Consider the following 12,691-nt stretch of genomic DNA (forward strand, 5'->3'; position numbering starts at 1 on the left):
GGGTGGCCCTACGACAAGCTCAGGGTGACGGGGTGTGGGGGTGACGGGGGTGGCGGGACGTGATAGAGTTGGACGTTCCCGTGGCTGCCATCGCACCCAATCTCGTCCGCGCGCTCCCGGCGTCCTCGCGGTCGCTCGCCGAGCTGATCGAGCGCCTGCGCACGCCCTTGAGCGAGCGCGGTCTCGCATTCGCGCTGCACGAGACGACCGGCGCCGCCCGCCCGTTTCTCCTCGCCGGCCTCCACGAAGCGCTCGGCGGGAGCGTCTTCGTCGTCGTTCCGACCAGCGACGTCGCCGAACGGACCTTCACCGATCTCACTTACTACCTCGGCGAGAAAGCCGCGGTCGCGCTCCTGCGGCCGCGCGATGAGAACCTCGGCGCGCTCGAGTCGCCCTCGGAACGCAGCGCGCGCATGTCGCTGCTCGCCGATTTGTGCGCGCGCAAGCCGCAGGTGGTCGTCGCGCCGGTCGCCGCGCTGCGCCAGTACGTCATCCCGCGCGCCGTTTTCGAAGGCGCGTCGTTCACGCTGCGCGCCGACGAGACGGCGGGCTGGGAGGCGACCCAGCAGCGGCTGTACCGGCTCGGCTACGCGCGCGTCGACGTCGTGAGCGCCGCCGGCCAATATGCGGTGCGCGGCGGGATCCTCGATGTCTTCCCGGCGACCGCCGACGCGCCGGTGCGAATCGAGTTCTTCGGCGACGACGTCGATGCGGTGCGCGCGTTCGAATTGCAGTCGCAGCGTTCGACCGGCGAACTCGACGACGTGACGATCACGCCGTGGCTCGAGGTGCTGCGCGACGACGCGCTGCGCGAGAACGTCGTCGCGCGCGCGACCGGCGAGTCCAACGTGATCTCGGCGCTGCGCGCGTTTCTCGGCGCGCACAACGACGTCCCCGAACCGTGGCTCAGTCTCGCGTACGACGAGCGCGCGACCGTGCTCGACTACCTCGACAGCGACGCGCTCGTCGTCCTCGACGAGCCCGGGATGCTCGAAACCGTCGAACGCGGTCTCGACGAAGAGCGCGCGCGCGGCGCCGACGTGCTCCTCGCCGGCGTCGACTCCGGCGAACTCGACGTGCGTGACGACGAGATCGGCGAAGCGCTCCTCGCCGACGTCGTCGCGCCGCATCCGACCCTGCACGGCGACGGCGCGCGCCTGCACGAACGCCGCGTCCTCGTCGTCACCGGCGGGATCGAAGCCGGCGAGCTCGGGTGGCTGCCGAAGACGCTCGAAGGATTCGTCCTCGAGACGCGGCCGGCGGAACATTTCAACCGCCGCATCGAACGCTTCGCGCAGTCGGTACGCGAGTGGGTGGCGGCCGGTGAGACGGTGTGGCTCGTCGCGAGCGGCGCGTCGCGCTTGGCGGAGATCCTGCGCGGCGCGAACGTGAGCGTCGAACGCTCCGCGCCGTTCGTGCACCTGCGCTCGCACGTCGGCACCGACGGGATCGCGATGTCGGCGTCGGGCGTCGCGCGGGCCGGGACGGTGTACGTCGATCAAGGTTCGATCGAGCACGGCTTCGCCATCCCCGGCCTGCACCTCCACGTGCTCGGCGACCGCGAGATCTACGGTCAGCCGGCGCGGCGCGTCAAACTGCGCGCCGTCAAGGAAGGCGTCCCGGTCACGCTCGCGGATCTCAAGGTCGGCGACTACGTCGTGCACGCGGTGCACGGGATCGGGCAGTATCTCGGACTGCGCACCGAGACGATCCTCGGCGCGACCAGCGACTACCTCGATCTCAAGTACGCGGGGACCGATCGCATGCTGGTGCCGGTGCATCAGATGCATCAGGTCACCAAGTACACCGCCGCCGAAGGCCACGCGCCGCGCCTCTCCAAGATGGGCGGCGGCGACTGGGCGCGCACGAAATCGCGCGTCTCGGAAAAACTCGCCGAGATCGCCGAAGGGCTGGTGCAACTCTACGCGGAGCGCGAGATCGCGCGCGGACACGCGTTCGCGCCCGACACGCCGTGGCAGGCCGAACTCGAAGAGGCCTTCCCCTACGAACCGACGCCCGATCAGGCGAAGGCGATCGCCGAGGCCAAGGCCGACATGGAGTCGCCGCGACCGATGGACCGGCTCGTCTGCGGCGACGTCGGCTACGGGAAGACCGAGGTCGCGGTGCGCGCGATCTTCAAGGCGATCGCCGACAGAAAGCAAGTCGCGGTGCTCTGTCCGACGACCCTGCTCGCGGCCCAGCACGCGCGCACGATCGCGGCGCGCTTCGCGTCGTTCCCGGTCCGCATCGAAGAACTCTCGCGCTTCAAGACCAAGAAAGAAGCGCAGGCGATCCTCGACGACCTCGCGCAGGGCAAGGTCGACGTCGTGATCGGCACGCACCGCATCCTGCAGAAGGACGTCGTCTTCCGCGATCTCGGCTTGATCGTCGTCGATGAAGAGCAGCGTTTCGGCGTGATGCACAAAGAGCGACTCAAGCAGCTCAAAGCGACCGTCGACGTGCTGACGCTCTCGGCGACGCCGATCCCGCGCACCCTGCAGATGTCGCTGATGGGCGTGCGCGATCTCTCGCTGATCCAGACCGCGCCGAAGAATCGCATGTCGATCAAGACCGTCGTGGTGCCGGCCTCCGACGCCGTCGTCCAGCGCGCGATCGCGAACGAGCTCGACCGCGGCGGTCAGGTGTACTACGTCCACAACCGGATCGAGTCGATCTACGGAATCGCGCGCGCGCTCGAACAGCTCGTGCCGAAAGCGCGCGTCGCCGTCGGTCACGGTCAGATGCGCGAGCACGAGCTCGAGCCGGTGATGGAAGCGTTCATCAACGGCGAGATCGACGTCTTCGTCTCGACGACGATCATCGAGAACGGGATCGACATCCCCAACGTGAACACGATCGTCGTCAACGACGCCGACAAGTTCGGCCTGGCGCAGCTGTACCAATTGCGCGGCCGCGTCGGGCGTTCCAACCATCAGGCGTACGCATTTCTGCTCTATCAAGCGCACAAGGCGCTCACCGAAGAGGCGAAGGCCCGGCTGGAAGCGATCCGCGAGTTCACCCATCTGGGCAGCGGGCTGCAGATCGCGATGCGCGATCTCGAGATCCGCGGCTCGGGGAACCTGCTGGGCGCGGCGCAGTCGGGGTTCATCGGCGCGGTCGGCTTCGAGACGTACGCGCAGCTTCTGGCCGACGCGATCGCCGAGCGCAAGGGAGTCGAGCACGCCCGTGAGGATGCGCGCGAAGCGGTGATCGACGTCAAGCTCGACGCCTACGTCCCCGACGACTACGTCCCGCAGATTTCGCAGAAGATCGCGATCTACCAGCAGTTGGCCGCAGCCGGCACGCTCGCCGCGGTCGAGGCGGCGGCCGAGTCGGTGCGCGACCGCTTCGGCGCACCGCCGCCGGAGTTCGAGGCGCTCGTGGAGATCACGCGCCTGCGCGTGATGGCGCTGCGGGCCGGCGTCACCCGCGTCGTCATCAACGAACAACGGCTGACGCTGGGCGTCGGGACCGGCTTCCGACTCGATCCGGCGTCGATCCCGAAGCTTCAGTCGCTCACGAAGAACAAGTTCCGCTTCGGCGAAGGGAAGATCACGATCGACCTGCCGGCCCGCTCGCCGGCGGATCAGCTCCCGACCCTGCGCGCTCTGCTCGGATCGCTCTGATTGCCGGAGGTTCAGTGCATCGATGGACGTTCACGACCTCGCCCTCGCGTATTCGCTGAGTTCGATCGCCGGGCTGCGCGCCGGTCTCACGATCGCCGCGCTCTCGCTCGCCGTGCACCTGCACTGGCTCGCGGCGCCGCCTGGAATGCAGTGGATCGGCTCCGACGCGACGCTCGGAATCGCCGCGGTTCTCGTCGTCGCCGACTTCGTCGCCGATAAGGTCCCCGGCGTCGATCACGTCCTGCACCTGGTGCATGCCGTCCTCGCACCGGTCGCCGGCGGCACGGCGGCGCTGGTGAGCGATCCTGCACTGAGCGACGGAAACGGGACGGCGATCGCACTCGCCGTCGCCGCCGGGGCGAACGCGCTCGGCGTTCACGGACTGCGTTCGTCGGCGCGTGCGGCGAGCACGGTGACGACCTTCGGCGCATTGAACCCCGTCGTCAGCATCGTCGAGGACGTTGCTGCACTGGTCGCCTTGGTGCTGGCGTTTTTCGTCCCGATCCTGGTCGCGATCGCGGCGCTGCTCTGCACGCTGGCTGCGATCCTCGTCGTTTGCCGCATCCTCGCCCGTCGCTTGACGCGCGCCGCGTGACGCTCTACCGTTTTCCGTATGGTGGACGGCGCGGGACGGTCCAGACTCGGGGACGATCTGCACTGCTGCGGCCACTCGTGGCGGCTGCATACGCCGACCTGCCACTATTGGTATCCCGGGACGCGCCAAGCGGCGCCGCAAGAGTGCGGCTGCGACGGCACGGTGCGTCCGGCCCATGACGAGACCCTCGACGATCCGACGCGCGTGCGTCCGGCGTCGAGTCCCGCGCGCTAGCTAGCTAGACGGCGTCGCTGCGGCGGACGATGCCGGCGTCCGGCGAGACTTGCAGCGGCAGCGCGAGGTTCGCGTCGACCGAGCGATTCCGTTCTTCGACGGCCAGCGCGACCATGACGTCGACGACCGAGGCGTCCCACTGCGTTCCGCGGCCCTCTTGGAGGGCGGCGATCGCCTGACCGTAGGTGAGCGCGGCGCGATACGGCCGATTCGTGATCATCGCGTGGAACGAATCGGCGACGGAGACGACGCGCGACTCGAGCGAGATTTCATCGCCCTTGAGGCCGTACGGGTAGCCGCGTCCGTCGATGCGCTCGTGGTGCGCCGCGACGATCGGCGCGTACTGCGCCAGCGTAGGGAGCTCGTTAAGAATCTCGGCGCCCGCCTCGGCGTGGCGCTTCATGATCTCCCACTCGTCGTTCGCGAGCGACCCCGGCTTGAAGAGGATCGCATCGGGGACGCGGATCTTGCCGATGTCGTGCAGGACGCCGGCGCGCACGATGCGCTCCGTGGTCGTCGCCGACAGGCCGACGCGTACCGCGATCCGTCGACCCCACTCCCCGGTAGCCTGCGCATGCGTGCACGTCGCATCATCGCGCGCTCGCAACATCGCCAGCAGACTCTGGATCGCCGCGCGTCCGGGTATTTCGCCCTCCGCCGCGGGGGTCGCATCGTCAAGTGGAACGGACCGCGTCCGGACTTTGACAATTTCGAGAAAAACAACGATCGAAGCGAAATCGCCTTCGAGTCCGTGGGCCAGACGTTCCGCGACTTCACACACGGCATCAACCATGGCGAACACAATCGCGGTGGAGTGCGCGTGGCGTACCATGCGCGACCAGTGGATGAATGGGTCGGCCGAACCTTCGGCGAGACTTTCGGCAAGCGTGTGGACGAGCGTTCGCACGATGAGCGGCGACACGTTCATCTCCAGCTTGGTGCGCAGGAGGCCGACGACATCGTTCGCCGTCTCAACTCGACGTTCGTCGAGGAGCTCGGAGAGCTGGACCCGCAGCGAGTGCGTGCACTCCTGCGTCAATTCGTCGTCGTACATGCGCGTGAAACCGGGTTCAGCCCGCGTAGACCGTGCGGAACGTGTCGCGAGTCCGGCGTGCCGGGTTCAACGCTTCACGTTCGATCTGTGCAACGCGCCGAATCAGGTCATGCAGTTTTTGAAACGGGAGTTCATCGTGTTCGTCGACGACGGCCTGTCCGGCAGCGGCGAGCGCATCGTCGATGTCGCCATCGGTCGAAGCGGCCATTGCAACGTAGTCGCGCAGTTCGCGCGTGTCAGAGCTGGCGAGGGCGTCGCGCATCATGCGAGCGAGCGTGCCGACGAGTCCGAGATTATCCGTGGTGGGGGCCATCGACGTGCAGCTCTCGATGAAGAGGCGCGTGCGGTCGCTGGAGCGCGCTTCCGGTGCGAGTTGATACATGAACGTTTAGCAGCCGATGGGCTGGGTGAAGAACAGAACGTCGATCGAGGGCGAAGCGAAACGCGTCATCATAGCACTCCATATAAGGGACGGCGGTGTGATGACAGAACACTAGCATACTGGTGGCGAGGGGGGAGAGGGTCGAGCACCCCATGAGCGCCGAAAAGGTGCGCCGCTCCGGCCTTTTTCTACCGAGAAAAAGTTTAGGCGTAGATGCCGAGATCTCGGGCGCGGCGCACCGCCTCGGCGCGGCTCCCGACCTGCAATTTTGAGTAGATGCTGCCGACTTGCTTCTCGAGCGTTTTCTTCGACTTGCCGAACGACGTCGCGATCGTCGCGAGCGTGACGCCCTCCGGGAGAACGCGCAGGATCTCGAGCTCGGTCTCGGTCAGCCCGTGACGGGGACGCGTCAGCATCGCGCTGCGGCACGCTTCGTTCACGAAGCGCACGTAGCCGACCATCAGCGGCGGGACGCGTTCTTCGTCCAAGCCCTTGCTTGTCATCAGGGTGGCGAACTGCGCATCCGGGTCGAATGCGCGCGAGAGGGCGCGCCGGCCGCGCGTCGCATCGCCGATGATCACGCAGATTGTCGCCGCCAGGATGCGGGCGATCCGGCGTTGGCGCGTCTCGAAGAGCGGTTCCTTGGTCGAGCGCTCGGTCGTCTGGCTGATCACGCGTCGGGCCAACGTGCGGGCCTCGTCGATCTGCCAGCTCGCCACCGCGACCGCGGCGAGGAGCGCGTCGCAGAACGCGCGTTCGGCCAGGGTGAGCGTCTCGACCTTGCGCTGCGCGACCAGCAGGGTCCGCGCGATGTCGAACCGGCCGGCCCAGCCATGGGCCAGCGCCTCGGCGACCGAGTAGGTGTAGCGCTGGTGCCAGAACTGCTCGTTCATCCGGTTCGCGAGCATTCGGCCGCGGATCGAGCCGAAGCGCCGCGAGTCGCCGGCCGCGGCCGCGGCCTCCAATTGGTAGAGCAGCCCGATGTGCTCGAGCGACTGGTCTCCGGCGAGATGCGCGCACATCGTGAGATGGCGCGCGTAGAATCGCGTGACGTCGGGATCGGCGAGCCAGTAGTGCGCGATGACGTAGAGAATGGAATACGCCATCGCGGCGTTGCGGTGCGATTCGATCCGCTCGAAACAGCGCGCCGCTTCGAGCGCGCGCTCCTGCGCTTCGTCGAAGTCCTCGCGGTAGAACGCCGCCAGCCCGCTGCGCTGGATCAGGCGGCCGACGATCAGCGGATTGTCGAGCGCGCGGCCGAGTTCGAGGGCGTCCTGCGCCAGCTCGGCGCTGAGCGCATCCTGGCCCTGACGGGCCGCGATGACCGAGCGCTGGGCCTGAAACGCCGGGATCAGTTCGGCCGGCACGTCGACGGCGGAATCCATCAGCGCGAGCGCTTCGTCGACCTCGTTGGAGATCAGCATCAGCGGCGTCAGCAGATCGATGATGTAGGGCCGCGCGTCGGGCTCGGCGTGCGTCGTCGCGCGCTTGAGCAGTGCGACGCCGCCGGCGACGTCGCCGCTGGTCGCGGATTTCATCCCGCGCGCCGCGATCGCGATCGGGTCGCGAATGCGCGCTGACGCGGGGAAGCGCATCAGGAACGCTTCGATATCGGTGCGCCGGCCTTGGCACGCGATCTCGTAAAAGCGTTCCAAAGTGACGACCGGCTCTTGAGCGCGCCCGTTCAGCATGGCATCCATGAGCGGAAGTCACGTCCGTGCGACAAGCCGCGTGCACAATGAGCGCGGCTCATACTACCCGGCAAGATTGCCGATATAGTCCCGAAGTCCTGTTGCAAGGACGTGCGGGGATGCGGCGGCGGGGCGCCATCCGCCGCGCGTGCGTGGTCAGCCGGCGCTTCTGCAGCCATCGATCTCCTGCCCGTACACCCTATTCAGCGGCCCGGTTCGTTCAGAAGAGCCGCGACTCCGCCAGATCCATGTCATATTGGACCTTCCGGAAGATCTCGTCGGGGATCTCGCCGCGGTCGCGCAGGCGCATGATCGCGCGCCGCTCGGCCCGGATCGCGGCGGTCTGGGCGTCGTGATCGAAGCGGCTGGCGGCGGTCTCCGCCGCCGTCCCGGTGCCGTGCCGGTTCAGGTGCTCGATGCGATGCTGATACTCGTCGGCAAGGCGGTCGAGCACTTCACGCTCGTCGGGCGCGGCATGCCGCGCGCGCATCTCGCGGATCTTCTGCAGTCCGGCGCGCAGCCCGGCGATCCGCACCTCCACCTCGCGGCGCTCACCGTCACCGTCCCGGCTGATGCGCAGCAGCCGCAGCAGCGGGATCAGGGTGAGCCCCTGGCCGACCAGCTTCACGAAGATCACGACGAACGTAATGAAGATGATGTCATCGCGGCGCGCGATCGGCGGGAGCGCGAGCGCCGCCGCGAGCGACACGATCCCGCGCATCCCCGTCCAGCCGATGATCGTCAGCCACGACCACGGCGGGCGCGGGTCGGCGCGCCGCACCGCCGGGATCAGCCGCGGGATCACCGCGGCCGGGTAGATCCAGGCCAGCCGGACCGCGATCAGGAGGGCGCTGATCGCGAGCGCCGCCGGAAGCAGCGCCGCCGCGCGGCCGCCGCCGGCGACGAAGCCGCGCAGCTGCAGGCCGATCGCCAGAAAGACGTACGCGTTGAGCAGGTAGATCCAAACGTTCCAGACGTTGACGCCGATCAGCCGCGATTCCGGCGAGAACACCACCGACGAGCGCCGCGAGATCAGCAGCCCCGCGACGACCGTCGAGAGGACGCCGGAGACGTGCAGCGCCTGGCCGCCCAGATACGCCGCGTACGCCGCTCCGATCACCAGCAGCGTGTCGATCAGCGAGTCGGTGAGGTCGAGCCGCACGAGCGCGCGCGACAGCCGTTCGACGATCCAGGCGACCGCGACCCCCGCCGCCACGCCGCCGACGGCGACGACGACGAACGAGCCGAGCGCGGGGACGACCGCGAACTCCCCGGTCGTCGCTGCCGCGACCGCGTACCCGTAGATCACCAAAGCCGTCGCGTCGTTGACGAGACCCTCGCCGTCGATCACGGCGGCGATCCGGCGCGGGACCGCGAACCGCTCGAAGACGGCGATCGCCGCGACGGCATCGGGCGGCGAGACGATCGCCCCGAGGACGAACGCGCCGGCCCAGCCGAGCACCGGCACGATCCGGTCGGCCAAGGCCGCGACGGCGACGGTGCTGACGACGACCAGCCCGATCGCCAGCTGAAGAATCGGCCGCAGATTGCGCCGGAACATCACCCAGTCGGTCGCCCAACCGCCCGAAAAGAGCAGCGGCGGCAGGATCGCGAGAAAGATCCAGTCGGGCGCGATGCGGACCTGCGGCAGCCCCGGGACGAACGCCAGCGCCGTCCCGGCCAGCACGAAGACGATCGGGTAGGGCAGCGCGAACCGCTTCGCAACGATCGCGAAGGCGATCGCGGCTGCCAGCCCGAGCACGAGCAGGACCGGTTCGCTCACGCCGGGCGGTTCGCGGGACGCCCGTCGCTCTCCGGGGATACGTAGAGGAATGAATCTCGAAGCGGACGCCGTCGACCAGACGATCGACTCGATCGCCGAATTGGAACGCCGGGCGCTCAGCGAGGCGTCGCAGCACGCGCGCGCAATCGAGCGTGCAACGCTCGCGATCGGCCGGCCGCGCACGCTCTACACGGCGATGACGGCGATCTTCACCTGGATCGCGGCCAACCTGATGCTGATCGCTTCCGGCCGGCCCCCGCTCGACGCGCCGCCGTTCTACTGGCTCGATACCGCGGTCACGATCAGCGCGTTCCTGACCACGATCATGATCCTGGTTTCCGCCAACCGCAGCAGCACCCTCGACGAACAGCGCGACCGGCTTTCGCTCCAAATTGCGCTGCTCACCGATCGCAAGACCGCCAAGCTCATCGCGCTGATCGAGGAACTGCGCCGCGATATGCCGACCGTCCCCAACCGGACCGACGCCGAAGCCGTCGCGCTCTCCCAGTCGACCGACCCGCACGCCGTGACGGCCGAACTCGAGAAGCGGACCCCGAACCGCTCCGAGGTCGTCCCGTAGCGCGCTCGCGCCGACAGGACGGCCGCCGCCGGAGCCGAACCCGGCGCAGGTCGCGCGGGGGCCCTTGCTCCCGCTCTTTTCGCGTCAACCCATCTGACGGAGTACTGATGTCCCGTACCTACCGCGCGGTCGCCGGCCTCGGCGCGATCGCGCTCAGCATCTCGCTCGCTGCGTGCTCGGGCGGTTCCGGCGGAGGCGACGTCGCGTCCGTGAACGGCCAGAAGATCAGCCGCGGCGATTTCGATCGCAAGCTCGAGACCGGACCGCAAGCGAAGCAAGTTCTCAACCAGATGGTGCAGATGGCGCTGATCGATCAGTACGCGAAGGACAAGAACGTCAGCGCGACCGACGACGAGATCACCAAAAAAGAAAACGAGATCAAGGCGAAGTACCCGCCCGGCCAATTCGACCAGATCCTCAAACAGCAAGGGCTCACCGAAGCCGACGTCCGCCAGATCCTGCGCCAGCAGGTGATCATCGACAAGGCCGTCGGACCGAACGTCAAGGTGACGGATGCCGACGTGAAGTCGTACTTCGAGAAGAACCACGCGATCTACGACAAGCCCGAACAAGTGCGCGCGCGCCACATCCTCGTCGCCGACGCGGCGACGGCGAACACCGTGCTGCAGAAACTCAAAGCCGGCGGCAGTTGGGACGCGCTCGCAAAACAGTACTCGACCGATCCGTCGAGCAAGGACAAGGGCGGCGAACTCGGCTTCTTCGGCAAAGGCCAGATGGTCGCGCCGTTCCAGGAGGCCGCGTTCAAGGCGAAGGTCGGACAGATCGTCGGGCCGGTGAAATCGCCGTTCGGCTACCACATCATTCAGGTCGAAGAGAAGAAACCCGCGCAGACCGCGACGTTCGCGAGCACCAAGGATCAGATCAAAGCGCAGCTCACGCAGCAGCAGGCCTCGCAGCAGTACCCCGTGTTCCTCCAAGGCCTGCGCAGCACCGCGAAGATCGAGATCTACGACGACCGCTTCAAGGATGCGGTGCCGCCGGCGCCCGCCGCGGCCGCATCACCGGGCACCAAGTAGCGCATCGCCGAGGCGGGAGTCGTTGACTCCCGCCTCGCGAAGTTCCCCGTCATCGTGATTCGCATCGTCGGTCTAGGCCCGGGCGATCCGGGGCTGCTCACGCTGGGCAGCCGCGAGTCGCTGCGCGCGGTCGGACGTGCGACGACGGTGCTTGCGCCGCCGGAGCTGGTGCGCTTCCTCGAGAGCGACGGCGTCGCGATCGAGAAGACGCTCATCACCGACCAAGGGCTGTTTCTGCGCGGTTCGAGCGAGGTGATCGACGCCTTCGCCGATCGCATCGATCAGCGTGACTTGGGCCTCGGCGTGCTCGGCAACCCGCTCTCTGATTTTCTCGGCCTGCCGATGCTCTTGCGCGCGCTCGAACGGCGCGGCATCGCCGCCGAGATCATCCCCGGGATGCCGCGCGCAACGCTCTCGGCGTCGATCACGATGCCGCTGGTCCCGCTCCCGCCGGGATCGACGCACCACACCTGGGACGACCTGGTCGAGATCATGGCGCGGCTGCGGCGCTCGTGTCCGTGGGACCGCGAGCAGACGCACGCGTCGCTGGTACGCTATTTGATCGAGGAGACGTACGAGGTCGTCGACGCGATTGAACACGGCACCGACGCCGAATTGTGCGAAGAGCTAGGCGATCTGCTCTTTCAAATCGTGTTCCACTCGCAGCTCGCGACCGAGCGCGGGAAGTTCTCCGTCGCCGACGTGATCGACGGGCTCTCGAACAAGATGATCCGCCGGCATCCGCACGTCTTCGGCGACGTCGCGGTCGCCGACGTCGAGCAGGTGTGGGCGAACTGGGAGCAGCTGAAAGCGCAGGAGGCGACGGGACAGTCCCGCAGCTCGAAGCTCGACGGGATCCCCGTGCACATGGGCGCGCTGCAGCGCGGCCAGAAGATGCAGGAGAAAGCGGCGCGGGTCGGCTTCGATTGGACCGACGCGCGCGACATCACCGAGAAGCTCTCCGAAGAATTGCGCGAGCTCGCCGATGCGCGGATCAAAGCCGGCGATCTCAAACCGGAGGATCCGCACGTGCGCGAGGAACTCGGCGACGTGATCTTCACCGTCGTCAACCTGGCCCGGCGGCTCGGCGTCGACGCCGAGGGTGCGATGCGCGACGCGAACGCGAAGTTCGAACGCCGGTTTCGCTACATGGAGGCCTACGCCGTCGGAAGCGGCCGCGCGCTCAACGACATGACGCTCGACGAACTCGAGGACTTGTGGCAGCAGGCGAAGACCGCGGCGTGATGATCCGGGTGCGGATGAGCGCCCACGACGCGCACTACGGCGGCAGCCTCGTCGACGGGGCGCGCATCCTCGGCCTCTTCGGCGACGTGGCGACCGAACTGCTGATCCGCCGCGACGGCGACGAGGGCCTCTTCGTCGCCTACGACCTGGTGGAGTTCAAAGCGCCGGTCTACGCCGGCGACTACATCGAAGCGCGCGGCCGGATCACGAAGACCGGAGCGACCTCGCGGACGATGGAGTTCGAGGCGCACAAGGTGATCGCCGCGCGGACCGACCTCAGCCCCTCCGCCGCCGACGTGCTCGCGGAACCGCTGCTGGTCGTGCGCGCGCGGGGCACCTGCGTGACGCCGGCGGAGAATCAGCGTCGCGGTGACGCACGTCACCGCGACCTGACGAAGCCGCAAGGCAACCCAGCGGCGGTAAGCGAACCGTAATCGAGGCTACGGACAATCCTCGACGTGCCC

Annotated in this window: 11 protein-coding genes; 7 read left to right on the forward strand and 4 right to left on the reverse strand. The window is 67.9% G+C overall.

Features of this window, described 5'->3' with window-relative positions:
• Positions 1-80: 80 nt before the first annotated feature.
• The 3 genes from mfd to WPS_RS14950 are packed head-to-tail and all read left to right on the forward strand — an operon-like array spanning position 81 to position 4,455.
• Positions 81-3,626: a transcription-repair coupling factor gene (gene mfd, locus WPS_RS14940; RefSeq protein WP_317995266.1), complete on the forward strand. Its 3,546-nt coding sequence runs from the start codon at positions 81-83 to the stop codon at positions 3,624-3,626.
• 22 nt (positions 3,627-3,648) lie between these two features.
• Positions 3,649-4,221 carry a DUF4126 domain-containing protein gene (locus WPS_RS14945; protein ID WP_317995267.1) on the forward strand — a complete coding sequence of 191 codons (573 nt, stop codon included), beginning with the start codon at positions 3,649-3,651 and terminating at the stop codon, positions 4,219-4,221.
• An 18-nt stretch (positions 4,222-4,239) separates the two neighbouring features.
• Entirely contained in the window at positions 4,240-4,455 is a 216-nt protein-coding gene (locus WPS_RS14950; protein ID WP_317995268.1) for a hypothetical protein, read from the forward strand.
• A 4-nt stretch (positions 4,456-4,459) separates the two neighbouring features.
• Here WPS_RS14950 and WPS_RS14955 read toward each other — a convergent pair whose 3' ends face one another.
• The 4 genes from WPS_RS14955 to WPS_RS14970 all read right to left on the reverse strand — a co-directional run bounded on the left by WPS_RS14955 (position 4,460) and on the right by WPS_RS14970 (position 9,365).
• Positions 4,460-5,509, reverse strand: a complete 1,050-nt coding sequence (locus WPS_RS14955; RefSeq protein WP_317995269.1) for an HD-GYP domain-containing protein — start codon at positions 5,507-5,509, stop codon at positions 4,460-4,462.
• A 16-nt stretch (positions 5,510-5,525) separates the two neighbouring features.
• Positions 5,526-5,822 carry a hypothetical protein gene (locus tag WPS_RS14960; RefSeq protein WP_317995270.1) on the reverse strand — a complete coding sequence of 99 codons (297 nt, stop codon included), beginning with the start codon at positions 5,820-5,822 and terminating at the stop codon, positions 5,526-5,528.
• Between the two features lie 272 nt (positions 5,823-6,094).
• Positions 6,095-7,591: a helix-turn-helix transcriptional regulator gene (locus WPS_RS14965; protein ID WP_317995271.1), complete on the reverse strand. Its 1,497-nt coding sequence runs from the start codon at positions 7,589-7,591 to the stop codon at positions 6,095-6,097.
• Between the two features lie 211 nt (positions 7,592-7,802).
• Complete coding sequence (locus WPS_RS14970) at positions 7,803-9,365, reverse strand: Na+/H+ antiporter (protein ID WP_317995272.1); 1,563 nt, start codon at positions 9,363-9,365, stop codon at positions 7,803-7,805.
• Between the two features lie 49 nt (positions 9,366-9,414).
• Here WPS_RS14970 and WPS_RS14975 point away from each other — a divergent pair, with 49 nt between their 5' ends.
• The 4 genes from WPS_RS14975 to kal all read left to right on the forward strand — a co-directional run bounded on the left by WPS_RS14975 (position 9,415) and on the right by kal (position 12,661).
• On the forward strand, positions 9,415-9,945 hold the full coding sequence (locus tag WPS_RS14975; protein ID WP_317995273.1) for a DUF1003 domain-containing protein: 531 nt from the start codon (positions 9,415-9,417) through the stop codon (positions 9,943-9,945).
• Positions 9,946-10,052: 107 nt separating this feature from the next.
• Complete coding sequence (locus WPS_RS14980; protein ID WP_317995274.1) at positions 10,053-10,982, forward strand: peptidylprolyl isomerase; 930 nt, start codon at positions 10,053-10,055, stop codon at positions 10,980-10,982.
• A gap of 54 nt (positions 10,983-11,036) precedes the next feature.
• Entirely contained in the window at positions 11,037-12,227 is a 1,191-nt protein-coding gene (gene mazG, locus WPS_RS14985; RefSeq protein ID WP_317995275.1) for a nucleoside triphosphate pyrophosphohydrolase, read from the forward strand.
• A complete protein-coding gene (kal, locus tag WPS_RS14990; RefSeq protein WP_317997561.1) occupies positions 12,227-12,661 on the forward strand; it encodes a 3-aminobutyryl-CoA ammonia lyase in 435 nt (144 codons plus the stop codon). Before mazG ends, kal begins: the two co-directional genes overlap by 1 nt.
• Positions 12,662-12,691 lie beyond the last annotated feature (30 nt).

Origin of the sequence: Vulcanimicrobium alpinum (assembly GCF_027923555.1) — a bacterium.
Classification (GTDB): domain Bacteria; phylum Vulcanimicrobiota; class Vulcanimicrobiia; order Vulcanimicrobiales; family Vulcanimicrobiaceae; genus Vulcanimicrobium; species Vulcanimicrobium alpinum.